The sequence below is a fragment of the Algibacter sp. AS12 genome (assembly GCF_046736315.1).
GTDB lineage: Bacteria > Bacteroidota > Bacteroidia > Flavobacteriales > Flavobacteriaceae > Algibacter_B > Algibacter_B amylolyticus.
Genome location: NZ_CP151841.1, coordinates 3,291,077 through 3,310,942 on the forward strand (window position 1 = coordinate 3,291,077; position 19,866 = coordinate 3,310,942).

A 19,866-nucleotide genomic window follows, 5' to 3' on the forward strand; every position below is an offset into this window, starting at 1 on the left:
ACTAAATAACATGAAAAATTTAAATAAAATTTTATTAATTGTATTAGTTGTTTTTTTAGGCAACTCATGCTCAGATTTAGAAGAAGATACTAGTAGTTTACTAACCATAGGTAAAATTGAAACAGAATCAGATATTCAAGCCAATATCGCACCTATTTATAGACGACTTCTAGAATTACACGCAGCTCCTCATCGTGCAAGAATTGGCACATACGGTGGAGACGATATCACTACATGGGCCGCGGGTAATAAAGCTCCGTTGCGAGTATTTGATAGGTTTGATTATGGAAGTGGAGAAAATTCAGATATTAATTGGTTGGATGAACCATGGAATGCCTATTGGCAAACCATTTACTACTGTAATACATTAATAGATGGTTTAAAATCTTCTAATGCTTCTCAAAATCTTTTGGAATTAGCTGATGCTGAAGCCAGAGTATTTAGAGCTCTTGCTTATCTTAATCTAGTAAAAGTTTATGGTAATATGCCGTCAATATTAGATGGTGTATTGCCAACTGGTAACGAAAGACGTGCTACTGTTTTAGAGAATTACCAATTAATAGAAAGTGATTTACTAATTGCCGAAGCTATACTACCAACACCAGGGACAGAAGATACCGGACGTGCATCTGCAGGGTTTGCAAAAACAGTACTTGCCGATTTATATTTAACGTGGGCTGGATGGCCAGTTAAAGATGCTAGCAAATATCAACTTGCAGCAACTAAATCAAAAGAAGTGATAGATTTTAATTATTATGAATTACTTCCAATTGAGGATTTATGGACAACTGAAGGCGCAGTTAGTGGAGAGACCATTTTTTCATTAAGATATTCAGATGATCAAAGTATTAGTGGAAATCAGGCCACAGCATTCACATTTCATCAAGGAAGAGGTTTTTCAGATTGTTTTCCAGAATTACAATTTTTTAATGATTTCCCTGAAGGACCTAGAAAAGACGCTACGTTTATTACAGACATTCCTAATAGGTTTGCTCCAGGTGGTGTAATAACTTCTAGAGATCCAGCAACTATCCCTTGGCCAGATTCTGATAGAGGGCACCCAATGTATAAAAAATATGTGCTTTCAGAAGATTTAACCATTAGTAATAGACCCGAAAGTTTCAGAGCAATTGACTTATATCGATATGCAGAAGTTCTATTAATTTATGCTGAATCTCAAGCGCAAATTGGTGAGAATGCAACTTCTATTGAAGCATTAAATCAAGTAAAAAGAAGAGCTGCGGGCCTACCTTATTTAAGTCCAGATGGATCTGTAGATGTTGCTACCGCAACTGCAAATGAAATTGTAGACGAAAAGGGTTGGGAACTGGCCGCGGAGTATAAACGATGGTTTGATTTGGTTAGAACAGAACGCGTAGCAGAAATGGCTAATAAAAGAGATCCTTCTGAAGCGGTCGATTTAGTTAGAATTCCAACAGATGCTCAATATATAGTTCCTATACCTATTAGTCCCATTAATTTAAGTGAATTGCTTCAAAATCCAGAAGGGTTCAGAATTCAATAAGCTTAAAAAAAAACTATTTATAACTCTATAAGATATTTGTAAATAGCCATTATTCAAAAAAATAGTAATAATTTAAACGAAACTAAACCATGGAAACTAATAACTTAATGCAGGCAAGATTTTTATCCTTTTATAGTAAGCTAGTTTTACTTTTTTTATTCTTTATTATTTTAAACACTAGTGTTAGTGCCCAAAATATTGATTTTGATATTTATAAAACCACGTTGATTGATGATTATAAATTCACTAGCCAAACTAAAGATACTTATGATCCGTTTATAACCGATCATATGGGTTTAGTTGATGCTAATGGGCAGTTTCTGGATATGAAAGGGACATATGTAGTCAACGGTGTTACCTTTAATAGTGATGATATTAATTATTATTTAAACGAAAACCGAAATCTACAATCGGCTTTTGTTAAAAAGCACATGACAAGAATATTTACCATGGTAGCAGGATATATTAGCGATGAAAGTATACACTATCAAGATGTTAATCTATATAATAAAATTGTACTTGCACTTCAGTATTGGAAAGATGAATTTTTTAATTTCGAATTCAATAATTTTTTCGCGAACCAAATAGGGTTACCTACTGAATATGGAAAAATATTAATACTCATGGAAGATGGAGAAATTCAGTTGCCAAGATTGTTAATTAATTCTTATATCGATAAAATGGCTGAGATAAAGCAACGCGAAGATAATGGTGCCAATTCTCTAGATGTTTTAGCGCATCATTTAAACAGAGCAGCCCTTACTAATAATCAGTCATTAGGTGCAGCAACAATTGAGGAGACCTATTTTATAGTACGATTAGCGAATGGTACAACTGAATCTGCTTCGCCAAATTTTAGTGATGGTATTAAGTCAGATTGGTCTTTTCAGCAACACGACGCACAAATGCAAACCACAACCTACGGGGAATCATTTATAATATCTGCTACAGAGATTTTCTTCTTTTTAAATAGTGGTATACCGGTAGATCCTTCAAAATTAGAAATTTTAAGTTCATTTATTCACAATGGCTATGCTAACGGTTTTGTTGGTCCAAATGTGGATTGGAGTGTTGGTGGTAGACACATTTCTACTGGTGGAGGTTCAAGCGGTTCTGGATCAACTAATAAAAAACCAAGTGTAAAAAGTTTAAAGCCAAATAAGGGGCCTCTTGAAAAAATGGCCATTTTTGATGTTAATAATGCTTCGAACTATTCAGATTTTCTAGAGCGTCAAGATGAAACAAAAACACCATTTGAAGGTGATGGTTTAAAATTTGGAAATACTCAATATTTTCGTTCAGATTATATGACACAACGCGTTAAGTTTGATGCGGCAACTTCTTCTAATGAAGGCTATTATGCATCGGTTCGTTCTAAATCTACAAGGGTAATAGGTACAGAAAATTCTAAAGGTCAGAATAGATTAGGTTGGCATCTTTCTAGTGGGGCTACTTACTTTATGGTTGATGGTGATGAATATATTAAAGATCTTCTACCTTTAATGGATTGGACAAAAATACCAGGCATTACAGCTGTTTCCGACGATCCTTTATTATATGATTGCTCAGTATTTGGAAGCGGGCAAAACTGGATGTGTACTTTGGGAGAAACCGATTTTGTTGGTGGTGTTTCTGATAGTATACATGGTGCTGCTGTACAAGATTATTATGATTCTAGAACAGGAGTAATAGCTAAAAAATCTTGGTTTTTTCTAGATAATTATATTGTTTGTCTTGGTGCTGGCATTAGTGCTAACACAACAGGGAAATTAACAACGTCTGTAAATCAAGTGCTTTTAGATGGAGATGTTACAGTAAAAGTAGGATCAGGAGCTCAGCAAGTATTGGCTAATGATACTAATGAGACTTATACCGATCAAAATTCTAATACATGGATACATCATGATAATATTGGATATTATTTTCCAGCAGGTAATAAATTATCAGTTAATAATACTTTAAAAACAGGAAAATGGTCGGATGTTAGTGATCTTAACTCAAATACTAATACTCAAAGTGACAATACATTTCAACTATGGGTAGATCATGGAGAAAATGATGATATACAAAACCAAAGCTATAGCTATATTGTTGCTCCTGCTGCAGATACTGCAAACGACATGGTAGATTTTGGTCAATTACCAGTAGAAATTTTAGAAAATACAGCTTCAATACAAGCCGTAATACAAAATGTTTCTGGAAATGAAATATTGCAAATAGTTTTTCATGAGGCTACAACGTACGATAATGGAAACGGTATTCGTATTACTGTTGATAAGCCTTGTGTGTTAATGATTAAAAATTTCAACAGCAGCGCAGTAGATTTATATATTTCAGATCCAAAACAAATTCAAACTTCAATAGATGTGTTGGTAAATTTACCTGGAATTAATGACACTAGAAGTTTAAACTGTATTATGCCAACAAAGGACTATAGAGGTTCATCTGTACATTATATTGTTGATAATAATACCACTAAATTTCAAAGTTCAACTGTAGAGTTTGAGCCATTAGCAGATGCCTATGTTCGTGGTGGTACATATGACGATGATAATTTTGGTAATGATACTTTATTAGTTAATAAGCAAGTTACTAATGATGATTTTAAGCGTGAGTCTTTTTTGAAATTTGATTTGTCGTCTGTTAGTGGAACGGTGGTTTCGGCAAAATTAAGAATGACAACAAGTACGGTTGGTGGTTCTACAAACACAGGAGATAATATTACTATTAAATCGGTAAGTAATGACGCTTGGACAGAAAGTGGTATTGAATGGGTAAATAAGCCACAAGAAAATATTAGTGTAGTAGATAAAATTGATGAAACAGCAACATTATCTGGTCAAACAGCTGAATGGGATATCTCTAGTTATATCCAATCAGAATTAGAATTAAATAAACAACAAACCTCACTACATGTTTCTACAAAGGAAACGACTTCTAGTATATCATTTTATTCTAAAGATCATACAAATGCATCACAAAGACCTGTTTTGGTTTTAGAGTTTGCTGCACCTACACTACAATTCGATAGTTCAATTTCAAATGGAATAGAGTCCAATAGTAGTGTAAATATACCAGTAAGTCTTTCTTCAGCTAGCAGCTCTGTTGTTGAGGTAGATTATACGGTAGTAGGCACGGCAAAAGGAACAGGTCCAGGAAAAGATTATACACTTGCAAACGGTACCTTAACTATACCAGTAAATCAACTGAGCGCTAATATTTCAATAACAAATATTGTGGATGATTCGGATATCGAAGAAGATGAGACCATTATTATTACATTATTAAACCCTGATAATGCTAACTTAGTTAATAATGTTTTGCACACGTATATTATTGTAGATAACGATGAAACATCTTATAATTCTTCAGAGGATTCTTATGTTAGGGACGGTTCTTATGCTAATGATAACTATGGAAATCAATCAGAATTAATTATTAAACAAGGCGGTACAGACTTTTTGCGAGAATCTTTTTTAAAGTTTGACTTATCTTCTGTTAATGGTACAGTAATCTCTGCTAAATTGAGAATGACATTAAGCGCTGTTGGTACTAATGAAGACACTTCTAATATAATTATTAAATCAATAGATGATAATGATGATGATTGGGATGAAGGCACAATTACTTGGAATAACAAGCCTGATGAAAATAATAAAGAAGTTGCAATTACTGAAATAATAGGATTTGCATCTGGCGAAACCGCAAAATGGGACCTCACTAAATATATACAATCGGAGTTGGATGAAGACCCACAAAAAGAAGTATCCATACATCTATCATCAGATGTAACACAATCGAATATTAAATTTCATTCTCAAGAAAGTTCTAACGCAGCTCTAAGACCAGTTTTGGTTCTAGAAATTGCCCAACCTAAAATTGAGTTTGAAAATGTAATTTCAAGTGGTTTAGAGTCTGTTAGTAGTTTTGATATACCGGTAATTCTCTCTTCTGTTAGTGGCTCTAATGTAACTGTGGATTATACAGTAACAGGTACAGCAACAAATACAGGTAGCGGAAAAGATTATACACTTGCAAATGGTACTTTAACCATATCTGCAGGGCAATCTAGTTCTAATATTGTAATTTCAAATATTATAGATGATACTAATATAGAAAATGATGAGACTGTAATTATTACTTTATCAAACCCTGCTAATGTTACTATGGGAATTAACACCGTTCATACCTATACTATAGTAGATAATGAAGCATCCTTTGAGGCTGTTGCAGATACCTATGTTCGCGATGGTGGTCAAGCAGCGACTAATTTTGGTAATGATGATGAATTGGTAAATAAGCAAGGTAACACAGGGTTTCAGCGTGAGTCTTTTTTAAGGTTTGATCTATCGTCTGCAACAGAAACCATAACCTCTGCAAAATTGATAATGACAGCAAAATCTATTAGTTCTGGAGCAGATACAGATATTATAAACCTGAAATCGATTGCAAAAGATAATTGGGATGAAGATGTTGTTATATGGAACGATTTACTTCAAGATGATTCAGGTAGTAGTATAATAGATAGTATACTTGAAACGGCAACAACATCTGATGAAACTGCAGAATGGGATGTTACCGCGTACATTATTAATCAAATAGAAAATAACAAAAAGGCATCAATAAATGTATCAACTAATTCAAGTTCCTTAATAAAATTTTATTCGAAAGAGGCTGTTGCCTCTCATAGACCTGTTTTGGTTTTAGAATATGGTGCTAACAATAACACAGCTAAAGCTTCTGCTACTAAAGAAACTTTAGATATTGCTGAAAATGAAAAAGAAATCAATTTTAATCCAATAATTTACCCAAACCCAGTTACAAGTAGGTTTTATATAAATCATTCAGATAATATTACAAAAATTGAAATTATAGGTATTGATGGTAAGCTTGTTAAAAGTATTAGCAATTATAATCAAAGTAGTAAAATGGAAGTAAATATGGACAACTTTACTAATGCTATGTACATCGCAAGAATTACCGATAACAATAATAATTCTATAATTAAAAAATTGATTAAACACTAGCTTGCTGCTTACAATAAATTGAATTAAAACATGAAAAAATATAGTATTTATTTATGCACTATTCTATTATCTATAATAATTATAGGCTGTAAAACTAAAGAAGAGTCAATTATATATACGGCTTCTATTGAGAATCCAGACACATCTTTACTTCCTAATTTTTCATATGCTGGTTATAAATATGGGGAAAAAAAAATACCTGCAAAACCAGTTCTTATAGATGTAACGAAGTATGGTGTATTGGCAAATTCTAAATTAGATCAAACTACAAACGTTCAAAAGCTAATAGACAGTATTGGTCGGTTAGGCGGCGGCGTTTTGTTTTTCCCATCAGGAGAGTATAACCTTAATAGTATTGAAGCGGAAGAGAATTTTCTAACTATAGACTATTCTAATGTTGTATTAAGAGGAGATAAAAATACGGTTTTTATGGATTGTCAAACCTTAATTCAATTAGAAAAAAGTCCGTGGCTATCTCCAGCAATTCTAAGAGTTGGGAATACATTACAAGGCACAGATAAGTTTTGGGGAGTACCTGCTGGAGTAGAAAGTAAAGACGTATTTGTAGGAGCTACTGGCGTTGGTGTATCGGGAAATATTTATCCTGCAAAAGAGCTTACCAAAGTATTAAAAAATTCTAATAAAGGAAGTAAAGTATTAAGCGTAGAATCTACAGTTGGAATTAGTCCTGGAGATTTTATATTAATAGCGATGTATAATACCACGGATAGCGGTAATTTAATTCATGAAATTATGAATCCGTGGCATACGTTTAAACCTTATATGAAAAACGCTATTGAAGCTGGTAAAAATAAGGCAGCATCCTACCAATGGTTAGTAGAAGTAGATCGTGTTTCAAAACAAGACATATATTTAAAGCAACCTTGTCGAGTTGATATTAAAACAGAATTTAATCCTATAGTAGCAGCAGCGCCAATGTTAAGTGGTATTGGAGTAGAAAATATCACTTTTGCTAGCAAATGGAAAGGCGATTACTGTCATCATGGTTGTAAATCGTCCAATAAGGCCGAAAGTTTAATTATGGACTATGGTTGGAATGCTATTCAATTTGTACGTACGTCTCATAGTTGGATAAAAAATGTAACTATTAAAAATTATAATTGTAGCATTAGCCTATTAGATAGTAAGAATGTTACCGTAGAAGATATTAATATTTCTGGCTACAATGGTCATTACGGCATAAAAGTATATTCTCATGCTAATGATAATTTAATTCAGAATGTAAATTTTGAAGCCAATTTCACCCACATGTTAAGTGCAGAAGGTAATAGCTATGGTAATGTTTTTAGAAATATTCATTATGACTTAAAGAAAAATGAGCTGAAAGCAAATTTTGATTTCCATGGGTTTGGAGATAAAACTTTTGCACCACCAGCGGATAATCTCTTTGAATTAATTACAGGTTTTAACAATATTACTGGAGGAGGTGCAACATTTAATTTACCTCATACAGCTAAAGGAAACACATTTTGGAACGTGACATTTGATGGCTTAGAAAAAGACGATGATCTTTTTAGATATTGGGTATACGAAAACAAGAAATTTGGGACTAGCAATGAAACAGATGATTATATCTATTTTCCAGGTACAATTGTAGCAGGAGCTATCTCTAATTATGAAAATATACAGGTTAACTCAGATATAAAAGACAGACAATCTGATTTCCTGTATTTTAGAGACATTAATAAAAGTGTCTTACCGGTTTCATTATACCAAGCGCAGTTAAATAATAGACTTACAGCACAGTCTCGTAATCTTTCTAATTAAAAAACATCAAATTTTATTATGAAAAAATTAGCAATAATTCTTTTTGCGATAGTTTTTGTAGCATGTAAAAGTGATAACAAAACAACTACAGCTGCCACAAACGAAGCAACCATAAATAAGCAACCAAATATTGTTATTATTTATCTTGACGATTTGGGTTATGGAGATTTAGGCGTTTACGGAGCAAAAGGTATAAAAACACCAAACATAGACAAGTTGGCTAATGAAGGTGTAAAATTTACAAACGGTTATGCTACCTCTGCAACATGTACACCAAGCAGATATGGCTTGCTTACAGGTGTTTACCCTTGGCGTAATAAAGATGCTAAAATCTTACCAGGAACAGCGCCATTAATTATTGATACAGCACAAATAACAATTCCTAAAATACTTAAAGAAAATGGATATTATACAGGCGTTGTTGGTAAATGGCACCTTGGTTTAGGTACAGGATTAGTTGATTGGAACAAAAAAGTAACTCCTGGACCAAACGAGGTAGGGTTTGATTATTCCTATATCATGGCGGCTACTCAAGATAGAGTGCCAACGGTTTATATAGATAATGGTTTTGTTGCCAATTTAGACCCAAAAGACCCTATTAAAGTTAATTATGATAAGAATTTTGAAGGAGAACCAACAGGAAAAGAAAACCCTGAATTATTACGAATGAAATGGCACCATGGGCACAACAGTAGTATTGTTAATGGTATTCCTAGAATTGGTTATATGAAAGGTGGCGAGTCTGCAAAATGGATTGATGAGGATATGGCAGATCATTTTTTAGTTAAAGCTCAGGAATATGTTGAAGCACATAAAGAAGAACCATTTTTCTTATACTATGCCATGCAACAACCGCACGTTCCACGCACACCAAATCCAAGATTTGTAGGAGCTTCTGGTTTAGGACCCCGAGGAGATGTTATTGTAGAAGCAGATTGGGCTGTTGGAGAATTTATAAAAACACTTGAAGAAAAGGGTATTTTAGAAAACACATTAATTATTTTATCTAGTGATAATGGCCCGGTTTTAAATGATGGCTATTTTGACGATGCTGTCGAAAAATTAGGGGAACATGACCCAAAAGGAGGTTTAAGAGGTGGTAAGTATAGTTTGCTAGAAGCAGGAACACGAGTACCTTTTATTACATATTGGAAAGGAAAAATTGAACCTACTGTTTCTGATGCCTTAGTGTCTCAATTAGATGTTTTAGCATCTATAGCTGAATTAACAAATATTGAAGTTAATACTACAGATAGTCAAAATTTATTAAGCACGCTTTTAGGGAAATCTGAAAAGGGTAGAGGGAATGTGGTTATTGAAGCAACAACAAGAACAGCTTATAGAGAAGGAGACTGGGTAATGATTCCACCGTATAAAGGTAAAGCAATAAATGAATTGGTAAATATTGAGGTTGGTAACTCTAAAGATTATCAGCTTTACAATTTAAAAGATGATGTAAGCCAACAAAATAATTTAGCAAAATCGAACAAAGAAAAAGTAAAAGACATGGTTGCTAATTTTGAAAGTATAAGGGGGACAGATTATAAAAATGTTGAAGCATTAGAATTGAAATAAAAATATTAGCATTACAGAGATAGCGAAATAGTAATTTTTCCACGTTAATTAAGCTTTAAAATATTCCAAAAAAAGCATATAGTTGAGAGATGTATTTATATAAAATGTTTGATTCATTATTTTATAATAGCAGGCTTAGACTAAGCCTATTTTATATGAATTTAAAATGATTTGAATTTAAGAATATATAGATTTTAAAGGGAATAAGGAGTCTTTTGGTTAATACGCCCTATTGATTGCATCATTTGACCTAATAAAATTGGCAGGTGCAATTTATATTTGAATATCTAAAATACCTCAATTATTTACTTGTTATAAAATCTAAGCGATAATCTTGATTTATTTTAAAATAAATTATTAAGAAAGTTTAAATTTTTAATGTTTCGCGCTAAAAGAAAACAGTCGTTGTTTTTATGAGTTTTTGAAATTAAGCATTTAGTTAAGGATTTTATCTTTTACAATTAATCTATTTAAATAGGTTATTAACTAAGAACAAATTATTAATTAAAAACTAAAACAGATTATGAAAAAAATTACAATTTTATGCATTTTAATGGTATTACCTTTTTTAGCAATAGGACAATTAAAAGATTACACTTTTGATGTAGATAATGATACTGAGGGATGGACAGATGGAGGATTAGATATAGCCGTAGCATCACCAAACCCATCGGGTGGTTTCTTATTTGCTGAGGGCAAAGGAGTGGGCACTGGGTTTCCTCAAATAAGAAGCGAATTTTTTGCTCCATTATTAGCAGTTGCTGCTAATCAAACAATTAGAGTTACCATAGTTGCAGAAAATGCTACAGATAACGATAAATGGCAATTTGTAAATTTAGATGAAGGGAGTATTAGTTTTACAGCTGCAGAGTCTACAGCATTTACAATGCCTATAGTTACTGCTGGTAGCGGAACGTCTACTTTTGAATTTGATGTGCCTAGAAACACAGATAATACGGATGGCGGAATTGAAAGGTTCTCATTAAGAGCAAATAAAAATGCAGCTACAGGTGTTACTGGAACGCTTAAAATTGAGAGCATAACAATAACATTAATAACAATAACATCAGAAAGTGCATACGTTAGTAATCCAGGTTTTGAAACAGGCCCTTTGCATGATTGGACTTTAAACGGTTCAGATGTATCTATGAGCAGTCCAACTGCTGTTGCAGGAAATGGAAGTGCAAATGCAATTCAAATTGCTTTTGATGGACCTATAACCTCTCAGGGTAATAGTATAGATAATGTGGTTTTTGATTTTGGACAAACTGTAAATCCATCAGAAGTTACGGCTCAATTAGATGCTATGGCTACAAATGCTGGTGCACAATTTCAAGTCTCTATAAGGACTTTTGATGCGGCAGATAATACTGTTGAAACCATAAACTCAGGATCAATAGGTATAGATGCTATAAATACATGGGAAACCATAGAAATTAGTAAAGCAGTTTCTCAACCATTTAATAAGATTCTTTTTAGACTTAGATTTCGAGGAGATGCAGAAGCTGGGGATACAGTAACTATTGATAATGTTGCATCTGAATTTAGCTATGTAACTTTAAATATTGAAGATGGAGTAACAAATGACAAAGCTTTTAAAATGTATCCAAACCCAACTAAAGGAGATGTGCTTTATGTTAATAGCTTAAATCAATTAGCGTCTTCTGTTAGTATTTATAACATTACTGGTAAACTAGTTTTACAATCAAATGAAATTATAGATAGCAAGATTAATATCTCAAACTTAAATAATGGTGTTTATGTTGTTAGAATAAAGGGAGATAGTAATGGAGATAGTATTAAAAAACTGGTTGTAAATAAATAGGGGAAATATATTCCATCTTTTAATTTAAATTTTAAATAATAGTATTATAATTAATTTGTATTTCCAATACCGCTATCAAGTTTTATTAACAGCATTTTTTAGAGATGCTACTTACTTAAATTCAATGAAAATATTAAGAATTTTATCAATTATATGTATCACTTTTTCTTCAAATTTAATTCTTTCACAAAATAATGATTGGGAAAATCCTGCAGTATTTGGTATTAATAAACTACCAGCTCGATCAACTTCTATTTCATATGAAAGTGAAAAAAATGCGATTATTGGAAATAAAATTAATTCTGATAGATACCATTCTCTTAACGGTAATTGGAAATTTAAATGGTCAGAAACGATAGCGGAATCATCACAGGATTTTTATGAAAATAAGTTTAATACCTCTAAGTGGGATGATATAAAAGTACCTGCCAACTGGGAATTAGAAGGCTATGGTACTGCAATTTACACAAACACAATATATCCATTTGTTCCAGTAAACCCACCTTACGTTCCAACTAATGATAACCCTACAGGTTGTTACGTTAAAGAATTTAAAATTCCTGCTAATTGGAAAAACGAAAGAGTGGTTTTACATTTTGGAGGTGTAAGTTCTGCATTTTATGTGTGGGTTAATGGAAAAAAAGTAGGGTATAGCGAAGATAGTTGTTTACCTGCTGAGTTTGATATAACAAAATACTTAACTAAGGGAACAAACAAATTGGCTATAAAAGTTTTTAGATGGAGTGATGGAAGTTATCTTGAAGATCAAGACCATTGGCGCTTAAGCGGTATTCATAGAGAAGTATATTTAGAGGCCACACCTCACACTTATATTCAAGACTTTTTTGTTCGTACAAATTTAGATAGTAGCTATCAAGATGCTGTTTTAGAAATAAGACCAAAAATTGTTAATGAAACTAATAAAACATTAAATGGATGGAATATTGAAGTAGCGCTATATGATGATAAAGGGCATTCAGTTTTAAAAAATCCACTTGCAAAAGATGTAAATGACATTATAAATGAAAAATACCCTTATAGTGGAGCTACAGAATTTGCATTATTAAAAGAAAACGTTGAAAATCCTAAGAAATGGTCTGCAGAAACGCCAAACCTTTATAATCTGGTTATAAAACTAAAAGATGAAAATAACAATATAATAGAGGCACGAAGTTCTAAAATTGGATTTAGAAAAGTAGAAACTAAGGATGGCCAATTATGGGTAAATGGTAAAGCAATATTATTATATGGAGTAAATCGTCATGATCATAATGAAAGAACAGGTAAGGTTGTAGATGAGAAAACAATGCTTAAGGATATCGAATTAATGAAACAATTTAATTTTAACGCCGTTCGAACGTCACATTATCCTAACGATCCTAGATGGTACGAGCTGTGTGATGAATATGGAATCTATGTTTTAGATGAAGCTAACCTTGAAACTCATGGTGTAGGTGGTAAATTAACAAATAATCCTAATTGGAATTCAGCATTTTTACAGCGTGCTATTGGTATGGTAGAGCGCGATAAAAATCATCCTTCAATAATAGGCTGGTCATTAGGAAATGAATCTGGAATGGGACCTAATCATGCTTCTATGGCAGGGTGGATAAAATCATATGATCCAACTCGATTTATTCATTATGAGGGTGCGCAATATGAAGATAGTACGTTAGATCCTGGATATGTAGATGTGGTAAGCCGTATGTATACTTCAATTCCAGAAGTTGTTGAAATTGCAAATGATGTTAGAGATGACCGACCAGTAATGTGGTGCGAGTATGCACACTCTATGGGTAATTCCACAGGAAATCTAGCAGAGTTTTGGGACGCTATTCGTGAAAACAAAAGAATGATTGGTGGTTTTATATGGGATTGGACAGATCAAGGCCTTATTAAAAAAGATAAAAACGGTCAAGAATTTTGGGCTTATGGTGGCGATTTTGGAGATACTATTAATTCTGAGAATTTCAATATTAACGGAGTCATTTTCCCAGATCAAACACCACAACCGGCAGCTTGGGAATGTAAAAAAATATTTCAGCCAATGACGGCAAGTATTGTATCCATTGATAAGGGCCTTATTAACGTGGAAAATAGACACAATTTTCTAAACTTAAGTCAGTATGAGTTAGAATGGAAACTTGAAGAAGATGGAAAAGTAGTACAAACTGGAATAATTAATGATTTAAATATAAAGCCAAAAGAAACCGTTGAGGTAAAATTACCTTATAAACTTCCAAATTTTACTCCTGGTAAATCATATTATATTACTGTGAGTTTTAAATTAAAAGAAAACACGCTTTGGGCACAAAAAGGCGATGTTGTAGGTTGGGATCAGTTTGAAATTCCTTATGATGAAAGCTATTCTAGTACCACTTACAATTCTACATCTTCTGAAATTGAGATATTAAATGATAAAAACACACTACAACTTAAAAGTGATCATACTAGAATATCGTTTAATAAAAAAACTGGTTTCTTAAGTTCATATAAAATTAATGATAAGGACATTTTATTTTCAGAAATGAAACCTAATTTTTGGCGCCCAATTACAGATAATGATGAGAGAGGTTCAAAGGTTGGTAAACATCAAGCTGTGTGGAAAACCGCAGCTGACAATTTAATATTAGATGATTTTAAAATTAATAGTGAAGCAAAACTTGTTGAGATAGAAGCAAGTTATAGCATGAAAAACATGGATTCTAAGTATAAAATGTCTTATCAAATTCAACCAAATGGTTATATAAAAGTTACCTGTGTTTATATGCCTGGATCAGAGGACCTACCAGAACTTCCGCGCTTTGGCGTTCAAATGGAAGTTTCTAAAAACTTAGAAAATATGCAATGGTTTGGTAAAGGACCTCATGAAAATTATTCAGATAGAAATAAAGGAGCTGCATTTGGAGATTATAGCGCACAGGTTACTAAAGATTTTGTGAATTATGTTAAACCTCAAGAAAGCAGCAATCGTACTCAAGTTAAATGGTTTAATTTATTAGATAACGAAAACATAGGCTGGCATGTAAGAGGTTTACAACCTTTAAGTGTTAGTGCATGGCCATATTCTATGCTCGATTTAGAAACATTTAAACATATTGTAGAGCTTCCAAAACGAGATTTTATTACCTTAAATATAGATTATAAGCAAATGGGACTTGGTGGCGATGATACTTGGACTATGAGATCAAAACCACATGAACCTTACCGTTTGAAAAACAAGCGTTATGCCTATAGTTTTGAAATTAAACCCGAAATAAGCAAAAAGAATTAAATCCGAATAAACTAAACACCACGCAATATGCTTAAAATAATTAAATATTTAAATATTGGAATTTTACTTGTAATGACGTCATGTCTGAATTCAAGTTCTGATAAAAATAGTAAGGCTATAAATGATAATAAAGCCTTATCAGAGAAAAAACCCAATATTTTATGGATTATAGCAGATGATTTAGGTGTAGATTTAGGGTGTTATGGAAATGATTTAATTTACACACCTAATCTTGACAAACTCGCTAGTCAAGGAGCGCGTTATACTAATATGTTTACAGTTTCGGCTGTTTGTTCTGTGAGTAGATCGTCTATGATTACTGGTATGTACCCTACAAGTATTAATTGTCATCAACATAGAACACAATTTAAAGATTCACTACCTAATCATGTTAAACCTATTACCGAATACTTTAAGAATGCAGGCTATTATGTGACGAATAAGGGTAAAACGGATTATAATTTTATCCACACACAAGAAGATCTTTTTGATGGTAAGCAATGGGAAAATCGAAAATCAGGACAACCTTTCTTTTCGCAGATTCAAATAAAGTATCCACATAGACCTTTTGTTAAGGATACGGTACATCCAATAAATCCAAACGATGTAAAGCTTCCGCCTTATTATGTTAATCATCCCCTTGCTAGAAAAGATTGGGCTATGTATTTGGAAACTGTTCAACAAGTAGACAAAGAGGTTGGAGAAATACTTAATAAATTGGACAAAGAAGGCCTTTCTGAAAACACTGTAGTTATGTTTATAGGAGATCAAGGAAGACCTATGGCAAGATCAAAACAGTTTTTATATGATGCGGGCATCCAAACACCTTTTATAATGCGTTGGCCAGGAAAAATAAAACCAGGAACTGTAAATGATCAACTCATAAATAATTTAGACCTAGCAACTACAAGTTTGAAAATCGCAAATGCAACGGTTCCAGAATACATTCAGAGTAAAGACTTTCTTCAAAGTGATTCTCAACGAGACTATGTTTATGCAATGAGAGATCGTAGAGATGAGACGGTAGACAGAATACGTATGGTAAGAAGTAAAAAATATAAATACATTCGAAATTATTATACAGATAGGCCTTACACTCAGTTTAATGCCTATAAGAAGAATTTTTACCCGGTGTTAACCTTAATGCAAGTAATGTATAAGAAAGGAGAGCTTAATGCAGATCAAGCACCATTCTTTAGTAAATTTAGACCTTCGGAAGAATTTTATGATTTGAGCGCCGATCCTTTTGAATTACATAATTTGGCTGATTCCGAAGCACACAATTCTGAAAAAATTAAACATAAAAATGCGCTAGACAAATGGTTAAAAGATACAGATTTAGGAACTTATCCAGAGGACCAAAAAGAAATAGACTTTGCAAATCAATTAATGCAAGGTAAATTTAAGCAGAAGATGGAAGCAAAAGGACTCTCTCCAGATATTTCTGATGAAGCATACTTAAATTATTGGGAAAAAACTTTATTAAGTAAGGATAGAAAATAAAAATATAATACCAATAAATACACCCTATAACAATTAATACAAAATATAAAGAAATGATAATTAATAAAATTTGTAAAAGTCAATACCTATTAATAATTATGGGGCTTATAGTTATTTTGGGTCAGTCGTGTAAGGAGAAATCTGATACGCAACCTCAAGAGGCACCATCAGTAAAACCAAACATTATATATATTCTTGCTGATGATATGGGTTATGGAGATTTGGGAAGTTATGGACAAAAAATAATTAAAACTCCTGTACTTGATAGAATGGCTAATGAAGGTATGCGATTTACACAACATTACTCAGGAAGTACGGTTTGTGCACCTTCGAGAGGCGTACTTATGACCGGGTTAAATACAGCTCATGCTTACATAAGAGGTAATTTTTCAATAAAAGAGGAAGGAAATTTACCAATTCCAGATAGTACAGTAACAGTTGCTGAAATCCTGAAAAATGACGGTTATAAAACTGGGGTTATAGGGAAATGGGGATTAGGAGGTCCAAAATCTGTAGGTGGTCCAAACAACCAAGGTTTTGATTATTCTTTTTGTTATCTCGATCAGCGTAATGCTCACGAATATTATCCAGAATACCTATGGGAAAATGAAGAGAAATATGCGTTAGAAAAAAATGTAAATAAGCAAGAGATACAATATAGTCATGATCTTTTCACTAATAAGGCATTGGATTTTGTTAAGCAAAATAAAGAAGAACCTTTCTTTCTATATCTGCCTTATACGATTCCGCATAGTAAGTATCAAGTGCCTGACGATGCACCTTATTCAGATTTAGATATGCCACAGCCAATTAAAAATTATGCGGCAATGATTACTCGCATGGATGGCGATATTGGAAAAATAATTGAGTTGCTTAAAAGTTTAAATATTGATGAAAATACCATTGTAATATTCTCAAGTGATAATGGACCAACGCGCGATGTAAATAAGTATTACGATTGTAATGGTCCGTCACGAGGATTTAAAAGAGACCTTTACGAGGGCGGCGTAAGAGCTCCAATGATTGTGCGTTGGCCAGGTAAAATTAAAGCAGGTACAACAAGTGATTTAATATCTGATTTTTCAGATTTCTTACCATCCGCTTGTGAAATTGCGGGAATAGAACCTCCTAAAAATATAGATGGAATTTCTTTTCTTCCAGAATTACATGGTAAAGAACAAAAGGAACATGATTTTCTATATTGGGAATTTTATAAGTACCATTATGGATGGAAAGAAGGTGGCGACCCTAAGAAAAGAAATTCATTTGAAAGTCAAGCTGTAAGAATGGATAATTGGAAAGCTGTTAGAAGTGGTATAGCAAAGAATCCAAATGCAAAACTAGAACTTTACGATTTAAGCACAGATATAGGAGAAACTAATGATATAGCAAGTAAGCACCCAGATGTTGTTGAAAAAATAGAGCAGTTAATTGAAAACACACGTTATGATGTAGAGTTTTTTAGCAAGCAGTAATTTTTAAATAGAACTATATATGATTAATAAGTTTGCAAAACATGTAGTCGTTCTTTCTATATGCTTTATTTCTCTTGTAAATTTTGCACAGAAAAAAAATATTGATGCTTCTTCGGTTGTATCTTATTTAATAGATCATCAAAAAGAGAACGGTGCCTTTGGCCCACATAATAAAGAATATACAGATTTAGCTTGGAATTATCCAGCCTTGCATACGCTTAAAATTCTTGGAGCAGAAATACCAAGAGAAAAAGAAGCTTTTGAAAATGGTAATAAATCTTGGATTGAGATAAATTCTAGAAAAAATGGACCTTGGTATTGGTCCTTTTTTCAAAAAGCTCATTTGTACAAACTTTTTAATAGCACTCATGTAGATTTTGAAATTGGAGTAAAACGAAACCAGAACTGGGACATTAAATTTAAGCCAAGAGAAAATTACTTAGAGGTAAGAGGATATACTAAGGGGCATTTTTTTGATATACCATCACTGTGGCATATGTTGGGAGCATTGTATTTGTTAGATGGTAATGTTTCAAATAAAAAGTATGTAGAAAACTATTTAATAAAGCGACAGGCAGAGAATGGTGCTTTTGTGGATGATGTTACAGATTCGCCTACCGCTGAAAATGCTGAAACAAATTTAATAATTACTAGTTATGCAATCTTAACATTAAAGCGTTTAGGCAAGGAAATCCCTAATACAGAGAAATGTATTGCTTGGCTTCAATCGTGTCAAACAAAGGAAGGCGGGTTTAAATATAGTCCAGATAGTAAAGAAACTAGTAATAAAGCAGATGTTTGGTATACTTGGTCTGCAATACAAGCTTTAAATGCATTGGGAGTTAAACCTAAAAACACTAAAAAATGTATTACCTGGTTAAATTCACTTCAAAATTACGATGGAGGTTTTGGAGATAGACCAAAATGGAAATCTAGACTATATAGTACGTACTACGCGGTTTCTTCATTAAATGCACTCACATTAAATGCTACAACGGCTATTACTTCTAAAAGTCGAAAACAAAAAACAAAGATTATACCAGAAAACAAGTACTCCATTTTTCAATCCTACCAAAAAAGTCCTTCTGGAGGAGAAGGCATGATTGATTCTATAGTTAATATGAAAATAAATTTGATTGGGGTAAAATCAAATATAAAGACGATTGATTTAAATAAAGGTATAAGCTCCCAAGTAGAGAATAATAGGAGGTATGCAAAACAAAAAGGATATCCATTAGAGGTTTTAGAATTACCTGAAAATTACAGTCATAAGTTGTTATGGCCTAATAGACAAAAAGCAGATCATGTTTCTAATTTTATAATTCCACCAAACTTATCAGAATCAGAAGCGCAGATATATAAAATAGCTTATTTTGCTGGACAAACAGGACTTACTTGGAAACGTTTTAAAAGTGAAGTTATACGCCCAATGAAAAAATTAAAAAGCAGCACACTTTTTTACCCAGAATTGGATTATACCATGCTAAACGCGTATAAGGTTTATGACGATGGTTTGGGTAGTGGCAATGGTTATAATGCCGTACCTGGTGCGCATTTTGGAAATATAGATTGGGTTAGACATTTTCCTTATAAAGAACGTTGGGAAGGTGTTTTACCTATTATTGCAGATGGAGATGCTCATGGCAATGTAGTAAAATGGCGAAAAAATTTGTTGCAATTTAGAAATGTATTTATAGCTAAAGACTATAATTATAAGGACTATATAGATGCTTCATTAAACGATAGATCTGTTTGTGTTATTCATATGCCCTCCGGTTCCGTTAGGTATTATGGCGGAATGGCGGCTATTGCCTACTTAAAAAAACACAGGAAAGTATGGCAATGGTGGGAAGATGAATAAAAAGAAAATTTAA

At 32.8% G+C, this 19,866-nt stretch carries 9 protein-coding genes; all 9 read left to right on the forward strand.

Annotated features, from left to right (window positions below):
• Window positions 1–10: 10 nt before the first annotated feature.
• The 9 genes from AAFN75_RS13675 to AAFN75_RS13715 all read left to right on the forward strand — a co-directional run bounded on the left by AAFN75_RS13675 (window position 11) and on the right by AAFN75_RS13715 (window position 19,853).
• A complete protein-coding gene (locus AAFN75_RS13675; protein ID WP_411806852.1) occupies window positions 11–1,525 on the forward strand; it encodes a RagB/SusD family nutrient uptake outer membrane protein in 1,515 nt (504 codons plus the stop codon).
• Between the two features lie 89 nt (window positions 1,526–1,614).
• A complete protein-coding gene (locus tag AAFN75_RS13680; RefSeq protein WP_411806853.1) occupies window positions 1,615–6,552 on the forward strand; it encodes a DNRLRE domain-containing protein in 4,938 nt (1,645 codons plus the stop codon).
• A gap of 30 nt (window positions 6,553–6,582) precedes the next feature.
• Complete coding sequence (locus tag AAFN75_RS13685; RefSeq protein WP_411806854.1) at window positions 6,583–8,340, forward strand: DUF4955 domain-containing protein; 1,758 nt, start codon at window positions 6,583–6,585, stop codon at window positions 8,338–8,340.
• An 18-nt stretch (window positions 8,341–8,358) separates the two neighbouring features.
• A complete protein-coding gene (locus tag AAFN75_RS13690) occupies window positions 8,359–9,915 on the forward strand; it encodes a sulfatase family protein (protein WP_411806855.1) in 1,557 nt (518 codons plus the stop codon).
• A 523-nt stretch (window positions 9,916–10,438) separates the two neighbouring features.
• A complete protein-coding gene (locus AAFN75_RS13695; RefSeq protein ID WP_411806856.1) occupies window positions 10,439–11,740 on the forward strand; it encodes a T9SS type A sorting domain-containing protein in 1,302 nt (433 codons plus the stop codon).
• A 124-nt stretch (window positions 11,741–11,864) separates the two neighbouring features.
• A complete protein-coding gene (locus tag AAFN75_RS13700) occupies window positions 11,865–15,014 on the forward strand; it encodes a glycoside hydrolase family 2 TIM barrel-domain containing protein (protein WP_411806857.1) in 3,150 nt (1,049 codons plus the stop codon).
• 27 nt (window positions 15,015–15,041) lie between these two features.
• A complete protein-coding gene (locus AAFN75_RS13705; RefSeq protein WP_411806858.1) occupies window positions 15,042–16,517 on the forward strand; it encodes a sulfatase in 1,476 nt (491 codons plus the stop codon).
• A 53-nt stretch (window positions 16,518–16,570) separates the two neighbouring features.
• Window positions 16,571–17,992 carry an arylsulfatase gene (locus AAFN75_RS13710; protein WP_144116342.1) on the forward strand — a complete coding sequence of 474 codons (1,422 nt, stop codon included), beginning with the start codon at window positions 16,571–16,573 and terminating at the stop codon, window positions 17,990–17,992.
• Window positions 17,993–18,011: 19 nt separating this feature from the next.
• Window positions 18,012–19,853 (forward strand): prenyltransferase/squalene oxidase repeat-containing protein, encoded by a 1,842-nt coding sequence (locus tag AAFN75_RS13715; protein ID WP_411806859.1) that lies wholly within the window; start codon window positions 18,012–18,014, stop codon window positions 19,851–19,853.
• Window positions 19,854–19,866: the final 13 nt, after the last annotated feature.

Coding starts and splice junctions, on each gene's coding strand:
- AAFN75_RS13710 (WP_144116342.1), top strand. CDS start 16,571: ATGATAATTAATAAAATTTGTAAAAGTCAATACCTATTAATAATTATG.
- AAFN75_RS13675 (WP_411806852.1), top strand. CDS start 11: ATGAAAAATTTAAATAAAATTTTATTAATTGTATTAGTTGTTTTTTTA.
- AAFN75_RS13680 (WP_411806853.1), top strand. CDS start 1,615: ATGGAAACTAATAACTTAATGCAGGCAAGATTTTTATCCTTTTATAGT.
- AAFN75_RS13715 (WP_411806859.1), top strand. CDS start 18,012: ATGATTAATAAGTTTGCAAAACATGTAGTCGTTCTTTCTATATGCTTT.
- AAFN75_RS13705 (WP_411806858.1), top strand. CDS start 15,042: ATGCTTAAAATAATTAAATATTTAAATATTGGAATTTTACTTGTAATG.
- AAFN75_RS13690 (WP_411806855.1), top strand. CDS start 8,359: ATGAAAAAATTAGCAATAATTCTTTTTGCGATAGTTTTTGTAGCATGT.
- AAFN75_RS13700 (WP_411806857.1), top strand. CDS start 11,865: ATGAAAATATTAAGAATTTTATCAATTATATGTATCACTTTTTCTTCA.
- AAFN75_RS13685 (WP_411806854.1), top strand. CDS start 6,583: ATGAAAAAATATAGTATTTATTTATGCACTATTCTATTATCTATAATA.
- AAFN75_RS13695 (WP_411806856.1), top strand. CDS start 10,439: ATGAAAAAAATTACAATTTTATGCATTTTAATGGTATTACCTTTTTTA.